Here is a 25995-nt window from a genome sequence, read left to right on the forward strand (position 1 = left end):
CTCTACCATTCGATATCTTCTACGGACATAGGGTGGTCATTCAGTGTCACATTACGTACTTTTGCATTGTTTATTTCAATCATGCGATCTGCCATTGGAGCGATTGCTTTATTATGTGTGATAACGATAACGGTCGTACCCGTATTTTTACAAGTATCCTGCAATAGTTTTAAAACTTGTTTTCCAGTTTCATAATCTAAAGCACCGGTTGGCTCATCACATAAAAGAAGTTTCGGCTGTTTAGCTAAAGCTCTTGCAATGGCTACCCGCTGTTGTTCCCCACCAGATAACTGTGCTGGGAAATTGTCTAAGCGTTTGCCTAAGCCGACATCTTCAAGAACCTTTTGAGCATCTAACGCTTTGCTAGAAATTTCCGAAGCCAATTCGACATTTTCAATAGCTGTTAAATTAGGGACTAAATTATAAAATTGAAAAACAAATCCAACATCATCACGACGGTATTGAGTGAGTTGTTTTGTATTAAATTGGGCAATATCTGTTCCATCAACGAGTATCTGTCCTTCATCTGCCGTATCCATTCCACCTAGGATATTTAGAACGGTTGATTTCCCCGCACCACTTGGTCCGACAATTACTGCAAATTCACCTTTTTCAATTTCAAATGAAATACCATCATTTGCGGCAATGACTGTTTCACCCATTTTGTATCGTTTAAATTCATTTTTTATCTCTACAAAAGACATTTTTGCACCTTCATTTCTTAAAATAATTCTAAGTAAGTGTACCATAAAGTAAGTTAAATAAAACCTTTAGTCCACACTCAATTCATAAGATTTTACACTAATAAAAACTAAATTGCGAGAAAAAAGCCGAGGAAAACACTCCCCGACTTTTTTTCTTACGTTGTTTTACAACTATTATAACTGTCACAAAAAGACTTCCTATTTATTCAATTCACTATGGTTATACCCATACGTAAGATAGAAAATCACACCTAAAATTAACCAGATAACGAATGAAATCCAAACCGATAACGACAGTTGGATCATCAAGTAAATGCACACGACAATGGAAACGATTGGGAAAATAGGAACAAACGGAACTTTAAATTCTCCATCTTTTGGTTCGCCGAAGTCTTTGCGTAGTTTAATAATTCCTATAGCTAAAATCACAAATATCATTAATGTCACAATATTCGTTAACTCTGCTAATTTGCCAAGTGGCACTATTCCAGCCAGTACAGCTGAGACTGTGCCAGCTATTTGTGTTGCAAATTTAGGACCTTTTGTTTTAGTATCTACTTTACTCAATTTCTTTGGAAGTAGTCCATCTCTTCCAATGGCATAAATCAAACGCCCTAATCCATAAGTCATTGAGATGAGAACAGTTAAAAGCGTTACTATTGCTCCTACAGAAATAATACCGGCAATAAAATCTTGCCCAATAAAACGTATTGCAAAAGCAACAGGATCTTTAACATCTAATTGTGCATAAGGAACAATTCCCGTTAACACTAACGTCACTGCGATGTACAAAACAGTAGCAACTCCAAGTGAACCGATGATTCCTCTTGGGATATCTCTACGTGGATTCTTGGTTTCTTCTGCTGCCGTACTGACAGCGTCAAATCCTAGGAAAGCAAAGAAAACGACTGCCGCTCCTGATGCGATTCCTTTTACGCCAAAAGGAGCAAAAGGTGTCCAGTTTTCTGGTTTAACATAAAATACGCCTACGACAATAAATAACGCAATCAAACCAAATTTTATAAACACCATAATATTATTTAAACGCAACGCTTTTTTAGCCCCTTGGACCACAATGTACGTAACGACAAATGTAATCAGTACAGCAATCACGTCAATATAAGATCCAGTTTCAGCATTATAAGAAGAACGCAATGCAATGGGCAATCCAAGGCCAATTCCATCTAGAAAACCATTCATGTAACCTGACCAGCCTGATGCTACTGAAGCATTTGCTAGTAAATACTCACATATCATTAACCAACCGACTAGCCAACCAATGATTTCACCAAAAACTGTGTAGCCATAAGAATATGCTCCACCTGCCACTGGAATTCGAGAAGCGAATTCCGCGTAACATAAGGCCGATAATACACACGAAAAAGCTGCGATAATAAACGAAATAATCAAAGCCGGTCCAGCTGTCAATGCAGCAGCTGTTCCTGTGATTACAAAAATTCCTGTTCCAACAATTGCGCCTAAACCTAGTAAAATGAGATCCATCGTTTTTAACTCTCTTTTTAAATTAGTTGGCTTTTCAATTGTCTCCAATGGTTTCTTTCTAAAATAATTCATCTGCTAACATTCCCATCCGCTCATAAAATTTATCTATGATTTAACATAACCTAATAAAACGCCACCGACAATGACTAAAATACAACCCCATAAAATATAACGGAATTCTCGTTTGGTTTTCGTTTCTCCTAAGAACCAAATGCTACCTAATGTAGAAATAATGATACCGGTTTGTGATAGAGAGAAGCTGATGGCTAATCCTACTTTTTCCATTGAAATCAACATAAAGATATTCCCAGTTGCCCAGACTAGTCCGGTCACCAAATTACGTAGCGTATAGTGGCTCTTGATGTCTTGCTTAACTGAAAAGAGCAACGACCCAATTAGCATTCCTACAGCTTGAGGTAAAATAACAGCCATTGCATCTACTCCAGCTGCATTTATGGTGATTGTATACAATCCGTATCCAATGGTAGATAAAATCAGTGCTTTAGCTCCTGATTTCTTTTGTCCGTTAGAATTGTCAGTCACTTCTTTATTATCCGTTACCGTTGTGAAAGTTACACCAAAAATTAAAATGATAATAGCAATAATCCCTAGAATAATATCTCTTGTACTTGTCCATTCTCTAAACAAAAGTACGCCTGCAAGTGTGTTAACGATTAATTGTAATCCTGTTGAGATTGGCAAAGTGTTTGACACTCCGATAAATTTCATACTTTGGAACTGTTGCATTTGACCTATTGACCACAATGCTCCTGATAATAAACCAACTAATACAATTTTCATATCGATTATTGGTTGATAAACAAAATATGCCCCTATTGCAAAAAGAACTGCTCCAGCTGACATTCCTACCGTTTGTTGGTACGAATTTCCGCCTAATTTATTACTCACTAATCCAATACTGCCCCATGCTATAGCAGGAATCAGTGCGATTAAAATTTCCATTTTTTCCATCTTCCTCTTCAATTTATTTCATCACTTTGTACATCATAACAGTTCAAGTGCATTCTTAACAAGAAAAGTTCTTGAATCTGCAAAACAGTTTACAGGTTTATGGAAGAAACTGCTAGAATATGATAAAGTAAGAGAAGAAAATTTGAATGTACGCGATTAGTAGAAATGAGGTCAATGAAAGAAATGACAAAGTATGATGTATTAGTAGTTGGCGGAGGAACTAGCGGTATGATGGCTGCTATCTCTGCAGCAGAACATGGTGCAAAAGTAGCCGTAATTGAAAAAAACACAACACTTGGTCGTAAATTACTCGTAACTGGCGGCGGTAGATGTAATGTCACCAACAACCGTGATAAAGAAGAAATTATCGCACACATTCCTGGAAACGGTCGTTTTTTATATAGTGCTTTTCATCAATATGATAACTACGATATTATGGACTTCTTTAGATCGAATGGTGTGGTACTGAAAGAAGAAGATCATGGCAGAATGTTTCCAATAACAGATAAGTCTAGAACGATTTTAGAAGCATTGATTGGGATTATGGATCGTTTAAAAATTGCTATTTATACAGATGCTCCGGTTGATACTTTATTATTTAATGAAGGAAAAGCAACTGGAGTACTGCTAGAAGATGGACGAAGCATCCACGCAAGTTGTGTGATTGTTTCAACAGGTGGCCGTGCTATGCCTAGAACGGGTTCAACAGGTGATGGCTACAAATGGGCTAAAAAAGCTGGACATACGATTAACCCTCTCTATCCAACAGAAGCACCTATTCTATCTGATGAAGGTTTTATCCAAGATAAAACCTTACAAGGACTTTCTTTAAGGGACATCGCTTTAAGTGTTTTAAATAAAAAAGGTAAACAAGTCATCACTCATCAAATGGATATGATTTTCACTCACTTTGGTATTTCTGGTCCAGCAGTGCTGCGTTGTTCTATGTTTGTTCACCAGACTATGAAACGGGATAAATCAGAAGAAGTTGTGATGAGTTTAGATGCTCTCCCAAATGTATCCAAAGGTGAGTTGACTCAACAGTTGCAACAATTGATTAAAAACGATGGAGATAAAAGCACTAAAAATGCTTTGAAAGGCCTTGTTCCTGAACGCTATTTGCTATTTGCACTGGTTAGAGCAGGTTTAGATGAAAATGCTCCATTAAAACAAGTCCCTCCAGAAAAAATCACTCAATTTATTGAATTTATTAAAGATTTTCGTTTTACAGCTAATGGTACTTTGCCAATTGAAAAAGCTTTTGTTACAGGTGGAGGCATCAATACCAAGGAAGTTAATCCGAAAACTATGGAAAGTAAGTTCACTAACGGTCTTTTCTTTACTGGTGAAATTTTAGATTACAATGGCTACACAGGTGGCTACAATATCACGGGTGCTTTTATTACTGGTCGCATTGCCGGTATGCATGCAGCTGAAGTAGCTTTAGCAAATTAGTTCATTTTGAAATGCGAAAGGATGGTTGCAGTGAAAAAGAAAATTGCGATTGATATGGATCAAGTAATTGCAGATATGGAAATTAGTTTTGTTGAATTATTCAAAAAGGAGTACAATCTGTCTTTTGAAACGATTGAAGATTACCTAGCTGAGAATCCAAATTTCGATTTAGTAACGACCATAAAAGAGCTCTATCCTTTGATTAATAATTATACTTTTTTCAGAAATATCCCAGTCATGAAAGACAGCCAGTCTGTCTTACGTGAGCTAGCAGAAAAATATGATTTATACATCGCCACAGCGGCTATGGATGTGCCTAAGACTTTTACTGCTAAATATGAGTGGTTACAAGAACATTTTGATTTTATTGATCCTCAGCATTATATTTTTTGTGGGGATAAAAGCATCGTTCACACAGATTATTTGATTGATGATTCTATTCGTCAATTAGACCGTTTTTCTGGAACTGGGATCCTTTTTGTTAATTCATTAAATGATACTGAAGAACGCTATATTCGTGCGAATAACTGGAAAGACATCCGTGATTATTTTTTGTCGATTAAAGATTAATAGTAATTTATTTGCTAGTTTTTCTTAAAATAAGTTGATCAATACCTATTGCGAATGCTTCAAAAATGTAAAAAAAAAAAAAGCGTTAAACCATTTTAAAAAATGGTTTAACGCTTTTTTTCTACTTTTAATTTGCTTCAATAGCAACAAATTCAGCTTTGATCAGCTTTTGTAAATCAATTGGATTTACTTCGATTTGCATGCCTCTTTTTCCTGCTGAAACAATCATTTTATCCATTTTCTCAGCTTTGATCGAAATGAAAGTTGGAAAAACTTTTTTCATTCCGATTGGAGAGCAACCACCTCGAATGTAACCTGTCGTTTTTTCTAAGTCTGTCAAAGGCAGCAATTCAACTTTTTTATTTCCGCTCGCTTTAGCTAACGATTTCAAATCAAGTTCGCTGGTCCCCGGAATGCACGCTACTATCACACCTGTCTTGTCGCCAGTGATTACCAGTGTTTTGTAAATCCAATCTTTGGGTACTGTTAAGTGGTCAAAGACTGCTTCAGCACCTAAATGATCTTCACTCCAAGGGAATTCATACGTTTGATAAGAAATATTATTGCTTTCCAATAATCTAATAGCATTGGTCTTTTGTAGTTTATTTTTTTTCATTTGTATCCTACTTTCTTTTCAAAGTAGTTTAATTCAGCTTGTTCACCTATTTTTTTTGTCAAATAGTATGGCTAATTCAAAAAATTTCTTGCGGAATAGCTGAATTTCCTTGTGAAAGCCCTAGTATCGTCTTAAGCAATTAATTAGATACATCTATCTAAACTAAAAGTATAAAACTACTAACCTTTACGAATTACATAGACTTTTAGATAGTCACTTTGTGGATAATGAGGATTAATTTTAAAATCTTCAGAAAGGGTATGTTTTTCTAAAATTTGATAAGACATACCTTTATTGTCGAATGCGTTTTCGATGAATTGCTCGAATCTTTCAGTTGAAATATTTGCAGCATTAGTTGAAGCAATGATTACGCCATCTTCATTTGTAATGTCGATGATGTCTTCTAAAAGTGCTGTATAATCTTTAGCCACGCTGAATGTTCTTTTTTTCGAACGAGCAAAACTTGGTGGATCAACAATAACTGTATCAAATGATAATTGTTTGCGAATCGCATATCTAAAGTAATCGAAGACATCCATCACACGTATTGTTTGCAATTCAGGATCTAAATTGTTCACTTCAAATTGTTCTTTTGTTTTTTCTAGACTGCGATTAGCTAAGTCTACACTCGTTGTATGGCTCGCTCCACCTATTGCTGCAGCAACTGAAAAAGCTCCAGTATAGCTAAACGTATTTAATACAGTTTTATCCATTGAATAATTTTCAAGAATACTATTGCGAACATTGCGTTGATCTAAGAAAATCCCAGTCATTAATCCATCATTTAAATAAGTAGCATAAGTTATCCCATTTTCTTTAATTAATAACGGTTCTGGTGCTTCTTCGCCATAGATGTGATCTGTTTCTGGTTTCGTTTTGCTTTGATATCTAATTTTTTCATAAACACCTTTAACATTTGGAACAGCTGATAAAAAAGCTTTTAAAATCGTTTGTTGGTGTTTGTAGATTCCTATACTGTACCATGAGAAGACATAATAGTCCGCATACATATCAATAGTCAATCCGCCTAGTCCATCACCTTCACCATTGAAGAAACGATAAGCAGTTGTTTGTTCATTTTCTTTTAAACTAACTCGTTCTGCGGCAGCTTGTTTAAATAAGTGCTCAAAGAAACTTTGATCGATTTTTTCGTTTTCATTTAACGTTAAAATCCACCCGTCACCTTTGTTTTGTTTAGCCAGATAAGCTCGTGCAACAAATTTTTTATTATCATCTAAAAGTTCAACTACTGTTCCTTCAGATTCAATCGGTTCTTTAACAAAATCTTCTTTTAAGAGTACCGGATATCCATCTCGAACCATTTGTGTTGCTCGTCTTTTTAATTTATATTTTTCCACTAGTATATATACCCCTTTTTTTGCATTATTTTATTTATTATACCATAAGTACGAGTTAAATAAGCTGTGAGAGAAATAAGAAAAACACAGCTTTGGATAAATAATGATGGATTCTTCACTAACTGCTTTTGTACCATACAGAACTATTTCATATAAAATAGATTTATTACATATCTATTTAAACTTAAGAGCAATGGATACACTACAAAATATGGATTATTCTAACACATAAAAAGGATTGCTTCTAGTCTTTGTCATTCTTTTTTCTTTTTTTGAAATTTAGCCAAGAAGAAATGAATAACAGAATTCCTGTCAACATATTTAAGTTAAAAATACTATTCTTTGATAAAATGAAAGACAAGATATTCAAAACTATAATGATAATACTGCATACAAAAGTAATTCCATATAAAAGAGCAGTTATCTCCCATTCTTTTCCGAATATTTTTACCATTTCACTTCTCCAATTTGTGCAAACTATATTTATCAAACTAACGGAATGATCTTGATAAGACCCTTCTATTCAAAACTATGCTAATGACATTCAAACTAATCGTTACAAAAACATGGATTGCTGCGACCCATTTTAAAGTGCTTACCGTATCCAAAAGAGCTGAATAATCATTAATTTCAATTAAATAGATGTTATAGGATAATTGAAACCACAAAGCAACTGCACAAGAACTCATACTTAACAATGTCGGGATTGAATGATTATTCCCTCTTTTATTGCGCCGCATAATATTAACAGTAGGAATAATCCAGGCAATTAATCCAAGAATTAAACTACCCACATTAAGCCAACCGTAATCGAATAAATTAAACATATTAAACTCCTTTCAAACCTTTTCATTTTGTAATTATTTATAAAAATATTTAAATCCGCATATTAGGTTCTTGATTCGTAGGCAAGGAACTTTACTTAAAAATGGGAAAAACAAAGAAGTAAATACTTGTTTTACAAGAACCACCTTCAATATAATTCAATGCGTAAAAATAATAGTTATCCTCTTCTTTTTTAGCTGTTTGGTTCCATCCAATTGATAGCAAAGTAGATAAGGCTAGGGCTAGTACAATATTTTTTTGAAATTAATCATTTATATTCTCCTAAGACAATCATTTTATAATATCGAATTGCTAGATACTTATAAATGACACGGGAAGATCACCGAAATCACTAATTTGTAACAGTCTATTTTGGGTTAGCTCTTAATAGAGGACTTTATAAAAATAGTAGATTAGTTCATAATAAATAAAAAATTATTTGTTTTGGTTTGTTTTTTATTACACTCATTAATTGAGTATGTATTGAAAAACGTTCTTCTCTCTTAATCTTGATCATATTTCCAATTATATAAATCCCTATTTCTGATAAGACAAATAAAAAGCTTGAAGAAATAAAAATAACGGTTACACGTTTTAACATGAGTTATCTATCCTTATTATTGAAATCATAAAAAAATCCATTACTACATAATCATTTCATTACTAGTGTAATTTCCAACTATAATTCATGAAATAAATTTCAAAAGATAAAAGCTTTTCACTAATATACTAAAGATGTTTGAAAAGTTACAAATAGAAGAAATAAAAAGACTGCTATATTAATCCAGCCACTTAATTGGTTGTTTTTTTGAAATGATTCTATTCCTCTAACTAATGACAATAAACTTAAAAAGAATAACATAATGGAGAGTGATCCAGAGCTAGTACCTGTAGTGAGTCCATATAATGCACTGATAATAACAAATGCTGATAAAACATATGTAATTTTTTTTAACAGAACAAAACCTTCTTTCTTATTTTATAGTCTGATTTCACAATAACCTAACAAATAGATCTGTATAAGAGAATTCTACCATTCAATAAATAAGTAAGACAGTTCTCATTTCACTCAACGCCTAAATCCCCCTGAAATCATTACTTAATGATGGTATTAAATTTCATTTTCATCTGATAAATATCTGCTTTTAACTGTTTAATGTTTGAAGTAGGGTTTTATGGAAAATAATACTAATTAGTATTGCAATAGTAGAGCTAATAGTCATACCAAAGAAATTAAACTATCTAATAAACTTTGAGCTTTTTTTAATTTTTTCTTATCTAAAGTGGCTCTTTTTATTGATCAAATTATACATTAATAAGTACAAGGGCTACTACAGTTAAAATAATTGCTATCTGATTTTTTTTAGTGATATTTTCTTTAAAGATAAAAAATCCAGCTATGTTAATTAATACGATACTTCCGGCACTATAAATTGGAAATACTACAGAAGTTTTCAAAGTAGTTAATGAAAGGATTAAAAAATAAGAAGAAAATAAGTTGGGTATCCCTACTGCAAAACCAGTTAGGATATCCTTTTTCGTTATTGCTCCTTTTTTTCTAACCGTATAGAAAATACTTAATAAGAGCGCCACGAAGAATAATGCAAAAAGAAAGACATCTTTATAATCATTTAAGGCATACTTTTGATAGATTTTACTTGAAAACTCCGCCATACCCCCAAAGAAAAATAAACATATAATGGTAGGTTTAATATCAAATTTTTCAAGAGACTTTTGTGATAGATTAACAATTAATATAGAAACTAAAGACAGTGCAATTCCCACCCATTGAGTGGTAGAAGGAAATTCTTTCCATATAACGATTGAAAAAATCATTGGAATCAATATCCCGAGTTTAGCAAACGTACCTGAAATTCCTACACCATTTTCCTTTATACTTTTTTGATAGTATACAAATGAAAGAAAAAAGAAGCACCCGAATATTCCTCCAACCATTAATCCCCATAAAATACTGGAATAAGGAGTTAAAATATAGTCATTATTACTGGATAGAAGTGAAATATCTTTTGCAAAAGGTATTTCACGAGTCATACCAGTAAATAGCTTGTTAGAAAAAATCATAACTAAACTAATAACAACCGCGATAAAGTAGTTGGCACTTGTTATTACATATCTATTTGCATTTGAATTTTCTGTATATTTAAACATAAGAGCAATAGACGCACTACATATAATAGCTAACATTAAATAAAACATACTTACTCCTCTTTGAATTTTGGCGTATTTTAATACATGAGATTAGATAGAATCATATATTAAGAATTTTGAATGTACGCGTTTCTTTTTATTTTCCTGATTATTTTTAATGGAAAAAGAAAGCATTTTTCCTCTCTCTTTCTTATTAAGATATATGATAAAAACAGTTCCTTCTACTTTTTGACTATTTCATTATTGATAAATAGATTGTCAATCGTTGTTCCTAATACTGAGGCTATATTAAAGGCTAATTGTAAAGTTGGATCATACTTATCATTCTCAATAGCGTTAATGGTTTGTCTAGATACTTTGCAAATTTTAGCTAGTTCTTCTTGGGATAATTGTGCTATTTTTCTTAATTCTTTTATATGATTTTCCATTTAAGCACCATACTTCTTCTTGAAAAACAATAATGAAATTAAATAAATAATAGAGATAGTAGTAAGCTGGGACAATGGATTGATTCCTTCAAAAACTCCATTTCTCCAAATGATTTGGTAAGTATTTTTTATAATTTGAATGAGTATTATACCGATTACGACTGTGAATGTATACGACTGTGCTTTCATTTTTATAAAGTTTTTTCTTTCATCACCTAGTTTTGGTAAAGATATAAGGGTAAGAATGATAAGAATTGCATTAATAAGTAAAAAGATTAAAAATGATAGAAAAATAAGTGTGTTCAATTAAATTCCTCCTAAATAATAATGTCAAATCTGTTTGACATTATTATTTTAGCATACAACAAAAGAATGTCCAAAGTTTTTTACATATTCAGGAAATTAATTATATTTTAACCAACAAATAAAATTACTTAAAATAATGTGTAAAAATTTAATTATATTAGAAAATTTTCTACTATTAGTCTATCTAATGCACTTCATTTTGTTTAAACTAGTATAAAGGACGTGGGTTCTTAAATTTTTAATAACTACAGAAAATAAAAATACGAAACAAACACTATATCAGCTATTCTAAAAGTACATGACTACTCCGAAATTTGTTATTAACAAGGTAAATGTAAAAATTTAAAAAGAATCTGATTAATTAAATAGTGGAACTATTTTTTAACTGAATATGTAGTCTTAGCTAAACAAAAATTAAAGGAAGAGAAAGGAGAAAATTAAGATGTTATCATTTTATGATGGTTTTTTTCTGAATTTATGTGTGTTGATTACTGCACTGTTTTTGTATAAAGAACTCGCTAAAAGAAAATCTTTCGAAATGAAAACTGTAAGTACCTCTATTGTAATTGGTGTATTAAGCGGACTTCTAGCTGCTATTTTAATGCACTTTAGTATTAAAGCTAGCACAAATTCTATGATTGATCTTCGGATTGTTCCATTCATGTTAGTTATTCTTTATGGAAATTGGTTATCTGTCCTTAGTTCAGCTGTTCTAATTATTTTTGCAAGATTTATGATAGGTATAAACGCATATTCAGTTAGTAATATTATTTTCATTCTTGCATCATGGATGATTTTTTATTATTGTTTTAAAAAAATTAAAAATCGTTGGGTTTCCATTACAGTTATGCTCATTTTGAGCAATACTGTTTATACAGTATTGACTGTTATTCTTATAGACCTCAAAGAACTTAATTTACTTTTAATATCAACCTACTGGATTAGCTGTATTTTAGGGGGACTCATCTCTGTTTATATGATGGATTACTTGACTGAAACTGAGATTATATTCAAAGAAAATAGATATCATTCTCGTACGGATCCATTGACTGGTCTAAATAATGTTCGTAGTTTTGAATTTGAGTTTAATAAAGCAAAAAATAAATTAGAAAAATCGAATGAAAATTTTTCGATTATGATTTTGGATATTGATCATTTTAAACAAGTAAATGATCAGTATGGTCACTTAGAGGGCGACTTAGTTTTGAAAAAATTAGCAGAAATTTTAAAAATGAGTCAAAATTCTAATGATATTATTTCTAGAAATGGTGGAGAAGAGTTCTCCGTTTTACTCAATGACTGTAACCATAAAGAAGCATATGAAAAAGCAAATGCATTAAGAAAAATAGTAGAGAACTCTTTTTTTATCCTACAGAACGGATTCAAATCTATTCATATTACCATTTCTATTGGTATTACAACCTACAATGATACGACAATAAAATTCGACAACATTTATGACCATGCGGATCAAGCTCTTTACTTAGCGAAAAATAGTGGCCGAAATAAGGTTTGTTCTTACTCTCAAGTTATTGATTCTGTTTCTAATTAACGATGTTAAACTTTTTACTATTATTTACATATAAACGTTGTCTTATGTAAATAATAGTAAAAGAAAGAATACATAAAATAAAAAAATAACCTTATTAAATTAAGGTTATTTTTTTATTTTGATCTGCAATACACAACTTCACTTCAAATATACTTGTAATCGGCTATTCATTTTTTAATAGACGACTAAAGAACTTTTTTTACTTGTGACTGTTCTATTCTGATTTTCTCTTCAGTTGCAGCTTTAGGAACATCTTGATCTGTTTGTCTGGAATCATTTGCAATCCATCTGATATGAGTCTATAGCATGTGCCTTTCAAATAGAGTGCAAATACGATTATTTGAAAAAATTCAAATAACTTCACTTTTTTAAAGTGTTTTTCTTATTTGCCATTTTTTGTATACCCATTGACTGATTTCAAATAAACCAATCCCGATTATCGTTCCAAGTGTATTAAAAATCAAGTCATCAATATCTGAAATACCTGTGTAGAAAAGAAATTGCATGGCTTCAATTGAAAATGAAACGGCGATTCCAATAAATAATGCGCGTAAAAAAGAGTGTTTTTTCTTCATTAAATAAGCTGCCCCAAATCCCATTGGAACAAACCACAGAATATTACCATATAGATTATAATAATAATCAAACAACGAGGTTCCTTGAGTCAATTTAGCGGTCTCTACGAATGGGATCCAATTAATTTCACTTAAAGGACGTAAAACGATTGATACGTTATCAATCGAATTCTCCTCACGAAAGACTGTTAAATGAATCAAGAGAAGGACATAGAAAATAAAAACATTAAAAATTATTTCTCTTCGCCATTTTATTGGTTTGTTTTTCCTTTTTTTTACATAAAGGATGATACTACGCCCTATGAACCAAAAGATAAAATAGAAAAGTGTTTGGTCAATACTGTAAAAAATTAATTCTATTAAAGGGAAATGATTGATTGTTTCACCAAACATTGATTCAATCCATTCAAAGAGGGGTTGCAAAAATACCATTAAATAATCCTCCTCATTTATCACTGCATTTTATTATACCCCATTCTTAAAAAATTGTTTGTGCGAAGTATCTAAATTTTACTTAAAATTTACTTTTTCCTCAACTATCCTTGGTATACATAGATATTAGACTGAAAATCATCCCCCCGAATTAAGTGAGCAAAATTGACTATGTTGTAAATTAATTGTAAAATATAGAATGATGTAGAATTAAGGTAGACTTTCAACTTACTTGAAATCTCTCCAATTAAACTATACAAACTGTGGTCATTATTTAAGGAGGATTTAACAGTGAATAACATAAAAAAACTATTACAAACTAGGCTAGGATTTTTCTCTCTAGCTGTAATCATTTTTTGGATTAAAACATATATAGGGTATCAAGCAGAGTTCTCTCTTGGTGTAGAAGGAATCATGCAGCAATTTATTTTATTGATTAATCCAATTGCTACAACTATCCTATTATTTTCAATCGCTCTTTACTTCAAGAGCTCAAAAAAAGCATATATTGCTTTGATAGTTGTCTACACTTTAATGTCGATTTTGTTCTTTTCGAATGTTCTCTATTATAGAGAGTTTTCAGATTTCCTATCAGTCAGTACTATCTTAGGAGCTGGCAATGTTTCAGGTGGATTAGGTGCAAGTACGTTTGCATTATTACATGCAACTGATTTTCTTTTTCTGATCGATATTCTACTCTTGATTGTTTTACTAGCTACTAAGAAAATAACATTGGATACACGTCCTTTCAAAAAGCGTTATGCTTTTGCAGCTACGATTGTCGGTTTCACACTTCTTGCTGGTAACCTGGCGTTAGCTGAAAGTGACCGTCCTCAATTACTAGCACGTACTTTTGACCGTAATTATATTGTTAAATATCTTGGTTTAAACTTTTTTACCGCTTATGATGGTTACCAAACCGCTCAAGCGAATCAAGTTAAAGCTAATGCAGATGAGTCTGATATTGAAGGCGTCTTAACTTATGTTAATGACCATTTTGCTGAAGCTGATGCTGAAATGTTTGGCATCGCCGAAGATCGTAATGTTATTTTTTTACATTTAGAAAGTTTCCAACAATTTTTAATTGATTATAAACTAGAAACTGAAACTGGTGAATCTCTTGAAGTTACACCATTTATTAATAGTATTTACCACAATAACGATACCCAAAGTTTTAGTAACTTCTTCCACCAAGTGGGACAAGGAAAAACTTCAGATTCAGAAATGCTACTTGAAAATTCACTATTTGGTTTACCACAAGGTGGAGCCTTTACACAAGTTGGAGAAAGCAATACTTTCCAATCTGCTTCACAAATTTTAGGTGCTGAAAAAGGTTATACGAGTGCCATGTTTCATGGCAATGTTGGTTCTTTCTGGAATAGAGATAACACATATAAGTCAATGGGCATTGATTATTTCTTCGATGATGAATCCTATTCTTTCACTGATGAAAACACCTTAGAATATGGAATGAAAGACAAAATATTCTTTAAAGAATCTGTCCAATATTTAGAACAATTGCCACAACCGTTTTATTCTAAATTTATTACTGTATCAAATCATTTCCCTTATCCATTAGATGAAGCAAATGTAGAATTTCCTGCTGCAACAACTGGAGATAATACTATTGATAACTACTTTGTAACTGCTCATTACTTGGATCAAGCAATCGAAGAATTCTTTACTTATTTAAAAGAATCTGGATTGTATGATAATTCAGTCATTGTTCTTTACGGTGACCACTACGGTATCTCTAATTCAAGAAACGAAACACTTGCTCCGTTATTAGGTAAAGACCCTGAAACTTGGTCAAGTTATGATAATGCGATGCTCCAAAGAGTTCCTTATATGATTCATATCCCTGGATCAGGTAACGGAAAAATCAATACACAATATGGTGGTCAAGTAGACAGCCTTCCTACTCTATTACACTTATTAGGTGTTGAGACAAAAGATAATATTCTACTTGGAACCGACTTATTGTCTCCAAACCATGATCAGACCGTTGCTTTCCGTGATGGGAATTTTGTTAGTCCTAAATATACTGTCGATGGTTCAAGTATTTATGACACCGAGACAGGTGTTCTAATTGAAGATCCTTCTGAAGAGGTACTTGCAGAAGTTGAACAACTAAGAGAAGATGTGACTACACAATTAAGTTTATCTGACAGTATTTTAACAAGTGATTTATTGCGTTTTTATACTCCAGAAGGTCTTGTTACTACAGATCCTGCTGATTATGATTACCGTAATCAATTACAGCGTATGAAAGCTATCAATGAAAGCTTAGGAACTAAAGCTACAAGCATCTACAGTCAAAACGGTAACAAATCAACTATTGATTTATATAAAACAGATGCTCCAGAGTTAACGGATAAGCCTAGAACAGTCGATGAATCCCTACCCGCTGAAACAGAAACACCAGATGTTGAAGTCACAGAATAAAGAACACCAACTAAACAAATTTATATAGAGAAAACCGAAAAGGTTGAGACGCACTTGTCTCAACCTTTTTTTATTGATTCGTTAAACTAACATATCCTCTTATCAATTGCTTCACAGTTTTTTCATATTTAATCATTACAATAAAGAAATAATCAACTACCATGTTGAAAGGAGAGTTCTTAGTGCCAATTGCTAAACGTGCTTACCGTCACTTGCAGAGTCATCCTTATTTTTCAATTCTTATGATTGGCTTTTACCTAGTTTATTTTATCTTTGCCTTTATCTTTGCTTTATTGATAAAGCAATTTTCTGATTCTTATGTCCAGTTAACTAAAATTATAGCCTCTTTAGACTCACAACAGGTCTCATTCAACAGTCGACAATTTAAAATCTTAGAATCGATTACAACTCATTATATCGTGAACTACAGATACATTTTTTTTTCAATCATTCTTGTAGGTACTCTTATCGTACTAATGATTCAGTTATGGTTGAGTCAAGCTAGAAAAAAGGAATACCAATCCTATCTTTTGTTGGGAGAACGCGTTTATAAATTAACGGCTCAGCTAATAATGGAACAATTACTTTTGATAAATTGTGTTTTATTGCTTATTTTTGCCTGTTATAGTTTGTTTAAAATCCCTATAATGAATCAGATTACACAAATTGAAGCTACTTCTTTACAATCAAAATTAGAAGATTATTCCTCGATCCAATCTTCTCAAGAAGGAACCATTTCATCGGATTTTGAAAGCAAAAATTTTACACGCTTCAATGTTAATCCATTTTTAAAAGGCGAATTTATAAACAACAAATTTTCGCAAACTAATACACTAATTGGCTGTTTAATCCTAATCATGCTTAACTTATATAGTGCCATGATCATCGGAATTCCAAATTATATTGTTTTATCACTAAGAAAAAGTAAACTTTCTTAATCTATCTGTCATTACTAAGGAGGATACATGATGTTTAACAATTTTTATAAAAAAAACAACAATAATGACTTTTTTTTGATTAAACCTAAAACAATCTATACTTTTTTAGCTAATCCATTTGAACAGCTTTCATTAATAAGTCGTCTAAATGGGCAATTAGGTTATTTTCCACACTTGCTTGCTGAAGACACTACTTTTATTGACTATCTGTCGATTAGAGAGAATATGCTAGTTATTTTATCTTTAGCACCTAATCAAACCAAAAGAAAACTTAATTTAGTCGTAAGTGAAGTTTTAGAGGAACTGAAAATACCTGATTATTTGGCCAACCAACCTTTTAGCGCATTGCCAGTGACACTTTCAATTCAATTGCAATTAAAGTTAACTGTATTGTGCAATCGGAAAGTTATTTTAGTAGACCATTGGCTCAGCCATGAATCAGCTTCTAATAAGCAAGATTGGCTGTTTTTATTCCGTGAATTTGCAAGAACAACTAGTTGTTCTTTTATCATTCTTACTTCTGATGTAAGACTCTTGCCTATTGAAAACTTGCTTAGAATGGATTCTGTAGCTTACTCCACAAAAAAAATTAGTTAATCAACTTAAATCAACTAATTATACCAGAAATTAGAAACTCAAAAAAGTATCAGAATGCCTCTTCAGCATTCTGATACTTTTTATTTATTCAAATGGGAAAGATAAAGTAAACGTCGTCCCTTCTCCTGGTAAGCTTTCAACTGTAACGCTTGCGCCGTGTAGTGTTACCAATTGTTGAACGATTGCTAAACCTAAACCCGATTCTCCATATTTGGTGTTTTTTCTTGAAACGTCCGCTTTATAATAACGTTCCCATATACTTTCTACTTCTTCAGCGGACATGCCAATCCCAGAATCTTTGATTTTTATGATGCTTTCATTTTCATCAGAATATCCTGTAATACTAATTTTACCATTATCGGTGAATTGAATCGCATTTTGGATAATGTTGACAATTATTTGAGAAAAGCGATCATAATCGGCAAACACTAATAAGTCTGTTGGGCAATCTAATATCAATTCATTACCTGACTCATTTGCTTTTACTTCTAATTGTTCTACAATCATTTCCAACACTTCATAGGCATTGAAAGTTTGCTTTTGTAAAATAATTTGATTGGAACGAATTTTTTCATAATCTAAATTCTCGTTTACTAATCGAATCAAGCGACGTGTTTCATTTTGCATCAATTGAATGCTCCGTTGTTTTTGATTTTCTGGAATCATATCGTGTTCGATACCTTCTAATAATCCGTTGATTGTTGTTAAAGGTGTGCGCATTTCATGAGCAGCATCAGCCATAAACTGTCTCCGACGATTCTCTTGACGTTCAATCTCTTCTTGCGATTTTTTCAAAGAATCGACCATACTATTAAAATCAGCTGCTAGATCATCAAATTCATCCATTTCCCGGTTTTCTAATTGGACATTAAAATCTCCTCTGGCGACTTTATGCGTGGCGCTCCTAATACGATTAATCCGGCTTACTTGAAATTTAGCAAAAAGATAACTCGCAATTGTTGCTCCAATAATCGAAAAAATAAATGCACTAAATAAATTGTTTCGGATATCCTTTAAACTAGCTTCAATTGTACTAATAGGCGCACTTACAGCAATAAACCCAGAGAAATCACCGGTACTTTGTGTGAAAAAAGGTTGATAGACTATGGCAGTATCAACTTGATTACCAAAAAAGTCCGTACTTCTTTGTGATAACGTAAGAGGTTCGCCATTTTTTAGTTTGTTCAGATCACTATCCGAAATTCCGCTTACGTATTTCTTAGTTGTACTCGGGTAAATCATGTCATCCTTATAATCAAATACAAAAATTGATACGCCTTGATTTTTCAAAATAATTTGTCCATTTTCTATCTTCTCGGTTTGTAGATCCTCATCAATTAAGGCTTCAGCATAGCCAAATAATTGTTTTTCTGTACTTTGATAGGCCGTATTACGGGCAAATTGCAAAAAAGAAAATCCTAATATGATTAAGACTGTCATTACGACTGCAAAAAAAGCTAGCATTTGCTGGTAAAAATAGTTCATTCTCATGAAGAAATTCCGGAATCATCGTACTTGTATCCCACTCCCCAAACAGTTTGAACGACTTGTGGTCCTGTTTTGTCTATTTTTTGACGTAATTTTTTGATATGTGCATCAACTGTTCGTTCATCTCCAAAATATTCATAATCCCAAACAATTGTTAATAATTGTTCTCTAGAAAAAACTTGTCTTGGACTTTTGGCTAACGTGTAGAGCAATTCAAATTCTTTAGGAGTTAAGCTTTCTATTGGTTTATCATATAGAATCGCTTGACGAGTTCTCTTATCCATTTTAAGGTACTTCGTTTCGATTTCATATGCTTTATCTGCTAGTTTATCAGCTTCATCACGAATCAGATCTGCACGGCGATATAAAGCTTTTATACGCGCAATTAAAGTTAAAGGACTAAACGGTTTTGTAACGTAATCATCTGCTCCTATTTCTAACCCAATAACCTGATCACTTTCAGAGTCCTTAGCTGTCAGCATAATGATTGGAATTATTTTTGAAACCTTACGCATTTCGCGACAAATTTGCATGCCATCTAAACTTGGTAAATTTAAATCTAAAATAACTAAATCCCATTTGCCAGAATCATTTAGAAACGCATCTAACCCTTCTTTGCCATCTTGAATAAAAGTTGCTTTCCATTCTTCTTTCATGAAAAACATCTCCATCATTTCACACACAGATTGATTGTCTTCAATCATTAATATATTCATGGAATGCCCTCTTCCTCTATAGAATTTCTTTACTCAATTATACTATTTTTTCAACTGCAACTAAAGCTACTTGCAAAATCATCTTATAAACTTCATTGTTTAGTCAAAAATAGTTTCTTGTGGACTAGACGGATTTGCTCATACTAAAAAAGTGACTGAGACAGTTATCCCAGTCACTTTCGCTATTAGTCTATTATCGTTAATTCGACTTCTTGAATACCCCAAGCAAATGACGCATCCATGCTTTCCATATGCAAGTCTACTCGATTGCCAATGATTGCACTACCAGTATCCCCTGCAATAGCCTCTCCATATCCTTCTACGTATACTTTAGTACCTAAAGGTATAACAGTAGGATCCACAGCAATAACTTGAGAATTCTTGCTTAAATCGATTCCCATTGCCGTTATATTTGTTAACGAAGGTTGATTTCGGCTATACGCAGTAGCAACTACGGTTATTTTTTTAGCTGAATCATTTAATGCACTGGTACTCGTTTCTTCTATTGCTTCTGTTTCAACTTTCGTTTCAGAAAGAGCGGCTTCACTTTCTTTTATTTCTTCTTTTTCCCATGTAAGCTTTTTAGGGCTAATCGATTCTGGATCTAATTCTGTTTCTATTTTAATAATTTCATCGATCTGCAATGAGTCACCTTGTGTTACTGACTCATTCCATTCAGCCAAGTCACTAACTTCAACTTTAAAAGCCTCAGCGATATTTACAAGCGTATCGCCATTTTTTATTATATAGTTAACAGTATTTTTTGATTCGGCGTTAGTCTTGTTAGCTTTACTCACTAAACTAACCGGTTCTAAAACACTCTCCTCAAACATAGGATTTGTTGTTAACGTTTGGACAGTTGATTCGTTATTTTCTCTATCTTCTATTAAAGAATCTACGCCAGTCTTTGTTACGCGTTCTTCTGATTTTTTGATTTCAGTTTTTTCTGATGTGTCTTCTTTTTTCTCATTTTGAGCAGCAAAAACATTTGTAATCCCAGTTGTTCCCAATGCTAAAGTTAATAAAGCAATGATGGATAAAACTATTTTTTTCATTGGATTATATCCTCCTATTCAGTACGCTAAATATCTTACCATGTACGATATAGGCATAGGTTACTTTGAAATTACACATCTGTAACACCAGTTTTTTTATTACCGTTTTCACTGAGATGAATGTAATCATTCTGAATATTCAACTTTTTTCAATTGAAGTTTTTCTCTCATAATTCAGCTGTTTTTCATTGTAAACACCGATAATACGAGATTTCAGTCTTTTCTATTTTCTAATTATAAACCCATCTTATTCGTTCAATAATTCCTACTGCTTTTCACTTCATTTCTTTAATATTACAAATTGAAGACATTATCGTTCTTATTCTTCCTTACTTTGCTGGCTTTTATTTTTAAAATAAGTTTTATTACAATTTTGTAACAAATCATTCATTCTTCTTTTTCAACCTGTAACGGTTTCTATTTTTTTATTCTGTAAAAAATGAACTTCTTCTACCAGCATCTCAACAATAAAAATAGTATCTTCTTCTTTATTGACATATGACCTTGATTGAATCCTTCCGGTAAGACCAACCATATGCCCTTTTTCACAATAAAGCTGCATCAATTTGGCCACTTGTCCCCAAGCAACGATAGGAATAAAATCAGCTTGCGGTCCTTTCTCTTTTCTCACTTTTTTTGCTACTGCTAACGTATTATTGATTACAACTCTATCTTCCCCAATATCTTTCAGTTCTACTTCTCTCACTAAACGTCCAACTAAGCCAATGGTGTTCATTTTTTCCCCTCCTTTTTAGTGTATTCTTTTTTACTATCTGCAATTATGATTGATTTGCTTTTTTTGCGTACTCCTTAAAAACAAAAAAAGTCTCCCTAGATTAAAACAACTTTATTACTCAAGCTGTTTATTCTATGGAAAACTTCTATATCTATTTGATTAACTAACTTTTTTTTCAACGATTTTCGGCTAATTGATTGTTTAGTCATCTATAATAGTCAGTTGAAAAGCATTTACAATAAGCAATAGAACAATTAATAACACAAACATTACTGGTAAAGCAATCGACTTATATAATAGATTCGAAGAAAATAGGCCGATGGTAAAAACAATATAGTATAAAGTATAAATTCGATTACTCCATTTATTGGACTGTATCTGAACTTGTTCACCATCTTTAACTTCTATGGTATTACTCTTGCCTCCAGATTGTGTAACACATAATTGAACCACATTGTTAGGAATAGACACTTCTAACGTCTGACCATTTGCTATTTTTGCGACTTTTTCTCCATTTATTTTTATTGTCATTTTCAATATAGTTCCTATTAAACCGGTACGCCGTACAACTGTAATGGACATAGATAGCCTCTCCCAAAAAAATAGTGTTTTTGATAAAAAACACCCTGAAAAATAGAATTCCAAGGTGTTTAGTATTTTATTTTGTACAAGGGATGAAACTAGTTAACTATAGTAGGTTTTGTAAAGTAGCTAAAGATGTGTACCCATGTTTCTTTTTCAAAAACAGCAAATGGATCTCCATCGCCTAATACCCCATAACCAATCATAGCTCCAATAATAAAAGCCAGAGCAATTAAAACGATCACAAGCAGAATTTTTAATATAAATGTGGCAATTTGAAGTCCTATTTTTTCTTTAGTCATGGGCTTACCTCACTTTGATTAACTAATGTTAAAATTTACGTTTTTTCTTAGTCATATTTTCTAACAAGATTCCTGTTCCTAAAGCAACTGAATCTAAAGGTTGTTCAGCAGCAAATACCGGTACTCTCAATTGTTCTGAAAATAATTGATCAATACCATCTAATAATGCTCCACCACCAGTTAAAATTATTCCTCGATCAATAATATCTGCAGATAATTCAGGAGGTGTTTGTTCTAAAACGTCTTTAGCTTGTTGAACAATCATCATCATTGATTCAGCTGTAGCTTTTTGAACTTCATCTGAAGTAATTGTGATTGTTCTAGGTAAACCAGTAATCATATCACGACCTCTAACTTCCATTGAGTCGTCACGTTTACCAGGGAAAACTGTTCCAATTTCTTTTTTGATTGTTTCAGCTGTCCGTTCACCAATCAATAACTTATGAGTTTTTTTAACAAACTGTGTAATTTCATTATCCAATTGATCTCCAGCTACTTTTAAAGAGCGACTAGTTACAATCCCGCCCATTGAAAGAACGGCAATATCACTTGTACCTCCACCAATATCGATGACCATATTTCCACTTGGTTGGAAAATATCCATACCTGCTCCAATAGCTGCTACTTTAGGTTCTTCTTCAAGATAAACATTTTTTCCGCCGCTTTTCTCAGCTGCTTCAATAATCGCTTTTTGTTCAATTGTTGTTATATTTGTAGGACAACAAATCAAAATATTTGGTTTTGATAAGAAGCCTTTAACATTCAATTTATTAATAAAGTGAGTTAGCATTGCTTCTGTTATGTCAAAATCAGCAATAACTCCTCCTTGTAATGGACGAATTGCTCGAATGTTTCCGGGTGTACGTCCAACCATTAAGTATGCTTCTTCTCCAACTGCTAAAACACGTTTTGTTGTAGTATCGATTGCAACGACTGAAGGCTCATTTAAAACAATGCCTTTTCCTTTAACATGAATCAATACATTGGCTGTACCTAAATCTATCCCTATATCTCTAGCCATTACTTGTTTCTCCTCTCAAGCTCTTGTTCGTTCATCATTGACTACTCTCTTTTAAATAAAGTAGCCATCTAATTTACTATTATAGCATAACTCGTTTCAATCTTAAACGCAGAATTAAGACATTTAACTAAATTTAACGTTTTCTAAAAAAATTTTACTTAGGAACAGAAGAACGTAAAAAAAAAATAGACCTTATAAAGCACTACTTTTAAAGTAATGGCCTTTATATGGTCTAGTCCATAATTCATTATTAGTTATTTTATTAAACAAATAAACCTTCAAGTTCTTTTTCTTTCATTGTACTTTCTACTGTTTCTTGAATTCGTTCCACGTCTGCACCTAATGCTTGCAGTTTTTTATGGAATTCAAAGTATCCACGATCTAGATATTCGAGATGTGTTACTCTTGTATACCCTTTTGAAACTAAACCAGCAATAATTAAAGCAGCTGCTGCTCTAAGATCTGTTGCTGCAACTTCAGCACCTTGTAATTCCGTTTGTCCATAAATAACTAATGTTTGGCCTTCTACTTTAAATTCAGCATTCATACGACGCAACTCTTCCATATGCATATAACGGTTCTCAAATACGGTTTCTTTCATCGTACTTGTTCCTTCAGCAAAAACTTGAGCAATCGTCATCTGAGCTTGCATGTCTGTCGGGAAACCAGGATGTGGCATTGTTTTTACATCTGTTGCTTTTAATTTTTTAGGTCCAATAACACGTAATCCATTTGCTTCATCTTCAAACTGAACGCCCATTTCTTTCAATTTAGAAATTAATGGCTTATTGTGTTCAGCAACAGCATCTTCAATATAAATGTTCCCTTGAGTAACTGCTGCTGCGATCATGAATGTACCAGCTTCAATACGATCTGGTATAATGCTATGTTCTACACCTGTTAACTCACTTACACCTTCTATACGGATACTTTCTGTACCAGCACCAATAACTTTAGCTCCCATACGATTTAAGAAATTAGCTAAATCAACGATTTCAGGTTCGCGAGCAACGTTCTCAATTGTAGTTGTTCCTTTAGCTAGTGTAGCAGCCATCATAATATTTTGTGTAGCTCCAACACTTGGAAAATCTAAGTAGATATGAGCTCCTTTTAACTGATCAGCGAATGCTTCAATGTAGCCATTTTCAATATGGACTTCCGCACCCATTGCTTCAAATCCTTTTAAATGTAAATCAATCGGACGCGTTCCAATGGCACAACCTCCTGGAAGAGCGACTTTTGCATGTCCTAAACGAGCTAATAAAGGTCCCATAACAACAATAGATGCACGCATCTTACTGACATACTCAAAAGGGGCTTCAAAATGCAATTCTTTCGTAGCGTCTAAGATAATTTCTTTTTTAGTTTGATCAAAGTCAACAGTTAAATTCAAGTGGCTTAAAACTTCATTAATAGTAAATACATCAGACAATATCGGAACATTGGTTAATTTACTTTGTCCCTTACTTGCTAGTATTGTAGCAGCTAAAATAGGCAATACGGCATTTTTTGCCCCTTCTACTTTAACTGATCCGGTTAGGTGTTTCCCACCTCGAACGACAATCTTTTCCATGTAATATCCCTCCAAAATTTTCATTGCCTTTATCACAACTGTGTGAGGTAAATAGTACAAGACAACATTTAATATTATAGCACGAAGCTAGGTGAACGTACAAACTTAACAGATGTTTTGTAACAAAATTAGTTAATTCTTAATAAAACAAAAAGATTAGATTCTTAGAATTTAAAATTAAGTCCATAAAGAAAGTGCTTACTGCATATCCTATAGTTATTGACACAAATAAATAAAGAATACGAGCTTGTCCAATATTATTTTTTTTAATTATTTTTTCTATTCGTACTCCTTTTAAAGCCCAGAAAGAAAGCAAAATAAAAAACAGTTGAGAAACAATTGTAATTAAAGACTGCATGCCTAAAAAATTCATTTGATATTTCCTCTTTCCTACTAACTTTGATTAATTTTACCATAAAAAAAGGTAGTAAACCTTTAATTTGTCTTCAAATTGTAATATAACTAAAGTTCTTTAGTGTTGATAAGTCGTTAAAATAATTTCGAGGTGGTTTAGGCATTTTTACACGTGATCTCGTTCATTTCGTTCCACTAATACTTTTTTTGTTAAGCTAAAATTTTTTTCTATAATTTTAGCTTAACAAAAAAAGTTAGAATAAACGCAGCCGAACTGCTTTATTCTAACTTTCAGATTAGAACCTTGTGTGTTTTGACACGGTAATTCGATTGACAGCTTTTCTTAAAGAAATTTCTGCACGTTTCGAATGGTTCTTATTTTCAATGGCTTCTGTTTTTCGTAATTCTTCTTCTGCTCGTTGTTTAGCAAGCATAGCTCGTTCGATATCGATATCTCGTGCTCGTTCGGCACTATCTGCAATGATGGAACACACATTATCTCTAACTTCCATCACTCCGCCGTTTACAGCAATCCAGTCTTCTTCATCAATTGAAACACGTTGTACTCGAACAGAATTAATCGTTAGAGGAACGATGATAGGAGTATGTTCTGGTAAAATACCTATTTCTCCATCCACTGCTTTAGCAATCACTCTTTTTGCTCGGTGATTGTAGACGATTCCAGCAGGTGTAACAATATTCACTTGCATTTCACTCATCTAT

General features: G+C 32.6%; 27 protein-coding genes. 6 read left to right on the forward strand and 21 right to left on the reverse strand.

Annotated features, from left to right (window positions below; genetic code table 11):
- Nucleotides 1-2 precede the first annotated feature (2 nt).
- From CAT7_RS00285 to CAT7_RS00295, 3 genes are all read right to left on the reverse strand, one after another.
- Nucleotides 3-704: an ABC transporter ATP-binding protein gene (locus CAT7_RS00285; RefSeq protein WP_007720644.1), complete on the reverse strand. Its 702-nt coding sequence runs from the start codon at nt 702-704 to the stop codon at nt 3-5.
- A 198-nt stretch (nt 705-902) separates the two neighbouring features.
- A complete protein-coding gene (locus CAT7_RS00290; RefSeq protein WP_007720645.1) occupies nt 903-2279 on the reverse strand; it encodes an amino acid permease in 1377 nt (458 codons plus the stop codon).
- 33 nt (nt 2280-2312) lie between these two features.
- Nucleotides 2313-3170, reverse strand: coding sequence for a GRP family sugar transporter (locus CAT7_RS00295; protein ID WP_007720646.1), 858 nt, complete (start codon nt 3168-3170; stop codon nt 2313-2315).
- 192 nt (nt 3171-3362) lie between these two features.
- Between CAT7_RS00295 and CAT7_RS00300 the strand changes: the two genes are divergently transcribed.
- Nucleotides 3363-4634, forward strand: a complete 1272-nt coding sequence (locus CAT7_RS00300) for an NAD(P)/FAD-dependent oxidoreductase (RefSeq protein WP_029276746.1) — start codon at nt 3363-3365, stop codon at nt 4632-4634.
- A gap of 21 nt (nt 4635-4655) precedes the next feature.
- On the forward strand, nt 4656-5204 hold the full coding sequence (locus CAT7_RS00305; RefSeq protein WP_007720648.1) for a 5' nucleotidase, NT5C type: 549 nt from the start codon (nt 4656-4658) through the stop codon (nt 5202-5204).
- Nucleotides 5205-5331: 127 nt separating this feature from the next.
- Here CAT7_RS00305 and ybaK read toward each other — a convergent pair whose 3' ends face one another.
- The 7 genes from ybaK to CAT7_RS00345 form a co-directional block, all read right to left on the reverse strand.
- On the reverse strand, nt 5332-5820 hold the full coding sequence (gene ybaK, locus CAT7_RS00310; protein ID WP_007720649.1) for a Cys-tRNA(Pro) deacylase: 489 nt from the start codon (nt 5818-5820) through the stop codon (nt 5332-5334).
- 179 nt (nt 5821-5999) lie between these two features.
- Nucleotides 6000-7178, reverse strand: coding sequence for a class I SAM-dependent rRNA methyltransferase (locus tag CAT7_RS00315; RefSeq protein ID WP_007720651.1), 1179 nt, complete (start codon nt 7176-7178; stop codon nt 6000-6002).
- Between the two features lie 491 nt (nt 7179-7669).
- Nucleotides 7670-8005, reverse strand: coding sequence for a hypothetical protein (locus CAT7_RS00325; RefSeq protein ID WP_007720655.1), 336 nt, complete (start codon nt 8003-8005; stop codon nt 7670-7672).
- 719 nt (nt 8006-8724) lie between these two features.
- Nucleotides 8725-8865: a DUF3953 domain-containing protein gene (locus CAT7_RS12655; protein WP_081835490.1), complete on the reverse strand. Its 141-nt coding sequence runs from the start codon at nt 8863-8865 to the stop codon at nt 8725-8727.
- 443 nt (nt 8866-9308) lie between these two features.
- Nucleotides 9309-10220 carry an EamA family transporter gene (locus tag CAT7_RS00335; RefSeq protein ID WP_007720659.1) on the reverse strand — a complete coding sequence of 304 codons (912 nt, stop codon included), beginning with the start codon at nt 10218-10220 and terminating at the stop codon, nt 9309-9311.
- Between the two features lie 173 nt (nt 10221-10393).
- Nucleotides 10394-10600 carry a helix-turn-helix transcriptional regulator gene (locus tag CAT7_RS00340; protein ID WP_007720661.1) on the reverse strand — a complete coding sequence of 69 codons (207 nt, stop codon included), beginning with the start codon at nt 10598-10600 and terminating at the stop codon, nt 10394-10396.
- A complete protein-coding gene (locus CAT7_RS00345) occupies nt 10601-10906 on the reverse strand; it encodes a hypothetical protein (RefSeq protein WP_007720662.1) in 306 nt (101 codons plus the stop codon). It abuts the gene before it with no gap.
- Between the two features lie 442 nt (nt 10907-11348).
- Between CAT7_RS00345 and CAT7_RS00350 the strand changes: the two genes are divergently transcribed.
- The gene (locus CAT7_RS00350) at nt 11349-12458 is read left to right on the forward strand and encodes a diguanylate cyclase (RefSeq protein ID WP_007720664.1); all 1110 of its coding nucleotides are present in this window, start codon (nt 11349-11351) and stop codon (nt 12456-12458) included.
- Nucleotides 12459-12826: 368 nt separating this feature from the next.
- Here CAT7_RS00350 and CAT7_RS00355 read toward each other — a convergent pair whose 3' ends face one another.
- Complete coding sequence (locus tag CAT7_RS00355) at nt 12827-13465, reverse strand: VanZ family protein (RefSeq protein ID WP_007720666.1); 639 nt, start codon at nt 13463-13465, stop codon at nt 12827-12829.
- 291 nt (nt 13466-13756) lie between these two features.
- Here CAT7_RS00355 and CAT7_RS00360 point away from each other — a divergent pair, with 291 nt between their 5' ends.
- The 3 genes from CAT7_RS00360 (at nt 13757) to CAT7_RS00370 (ending at nt 17445) form a co-directional block, all read left to right on the forward strand.
- Nucleotides 13757-15910 carry an LTA synthase family protein gene (locus CAT7_RS00360; RefSeq protein ID WP_007720668.1) on the forward strand — a complete coding sequence of 718 codons (2154 nt, stop codon included), beginning with the start codon at nt 13757-13759 and terminating at the stop codon, nt 15908-15910.
- A gap of 182 nt (nt 15911-16092) precedes the next feature.
- Entirely contained in the window at nt 16093-16848 is a 756-nt protein-coding gene (locus CAT7_RS00365) for a hypothetical protein (protein WP_007720669.1), read from the forward strand.
- A 30-nt stretch (nt 16849-16878) separates the two neighbouring features.
- The gene (locus CAT7_RS00370; RefSeq protein WP_007720671.1) at nt 16879-17445 is read left to right on the forward strand and encodes a hypothetical protein; all 567 of its coding nucleotides are present in this window, start codon (nt 16879-16881) and stop codon (nt 17443-17445) included.
- A gap of 84 nt (nt 17446-17529) precedes the next feature.
- Here the strand turns inward: CAT7_RS00370 and CAT7_RS00375 are convergent, their stop codons facing one another.
- The 10 genes from CAT7_RS00375 to CAT7_RS00420 form a co-directional block, all read right to left on the reverse strand.
- A complete protein-coding gene (locus CAT7_RS00375; protein ID WP_007720673.1) occupies nt 17530-18936 on the reverse strand; it encodes a sensor histidine kinase in 1407 nt (468 codons plus the stop codon).
- Nucleotides 18933-19649, reverse strand: a complete 717-nt coding sequence (locus CAT7_RS00380; protein ID WP_007720675.1) for a response regulator transcription factor — start codon at nt 19647-19649, stop codon at nt 18933-18935. The genes CAT7_RS00375 and CAT7_RS00380 overlap by 4 nt, the downstream gene beginning before the upstream one ends.
- 185 nt (nt 19650-19834) lie before the next feature.
- Nucleotides 19835-20704, reverse strand: a complete 870-nt coding sequence (locus CAT7_RS00385) for a 3D domain-containing protein (RefSeq protein WP_007720676.1) — start codon at nt 20702-20704, stop codon at nt 19835-19837.
- A gap of 400 nt (nt 20705-21104) precedes the next feature.
- Nucleotides 21105-21440 (reverse strand): single-stranded DNA-binding protein, encoded by a 336-nt coding sequence (locus CAT7_RS00390; protein WP_007720683.1) that lies wholly within the window; start codon nt 21438-21440, stop codon nt 21105-21107.
- Between the two features lie 201 nt (nt 21441-21641).
- Complete coding sequence (locus CAT7_RS00395; RefSeq protein ID WP_007720685.1) at nt 21642-22022, reverse strand: hypothetical protein; 381 nt, start codon at nt 22020-22022, stop codon at nt 21642-21644.
- A gap of 98 nt (nt 22023-22120) precedes the next feature.
- Nucleotides 22121-22324, reverse strand: coding sequence for a DNA-directed RNA polymerase subunit beta (locus tag CAT7_RS00400; protein WP_007720687.1), 204 nt, complete (start codon nt 22322-22324; stop codon nt 22121-22123).
- Nucleotides 22325-22352: 28 nt separating this feature from the next.
- On the reverse strand, nt 22353-23345 hold the full coding sequence (gene mreB, locus CAT7_RS00405) for a rod shape-determining protein MreB (RefSeq protein ID WP_007720690.1): 993 nt from the start codon (nt 23343-23345) through the stop codon (nt 22353-22355).
- A gap of 262 nt (nt 23346-23607) precedes the next feature.
- The gene (gene murA / locus CAT7_RS00410; RefSeq protein WP_007720693.1) at nt 23608-24918 is read right to left on the reverse strand and encodes a UDP-N-acetylglucosamine 1-carboxyvinyltransferase; all 1311 of its coding nucleotides are present in this window, start codon (nt 24916-24918) and stop codon (nt 23608-23610) included.
- Nucleotides 24919-25057: 139 nt separating this feature from the next.
- Entirely contained in the window at nt 25058-25291 is a 234-nt protein-coding gene (locus CAT7_RS00415; protein ID WP_007720697.1) for a DUF1146 family protein, read from the reverse strand.
- A gap of 277 nt (nt 25292-25568) precedes the next feature.
- The gene (locus CAT7_RS00420) at nt 25569-25991 is read right to left on the reverse strand and encodes a F0F1 ATP synthase subunit epsilon (RefSeq protein ID WP_007720699.1); all 423 of its coding nucleotides are present in this window, start codon (nt 25989-25991) and stop codon (nt 25569-25571) included.
- Between the last annotated feature and the right edge of the window lie 4 nt (nt 25992-25995).

Source organism: Carnobacterium sp. AT7 (assembly GCF_000171855.1).
GTDB lineage: Bacteria > Bacillota > Bacilli > Lactobacillales > Carnobacteriaceae > Carnobacterium_B > Carnobacterium_B jeotgali.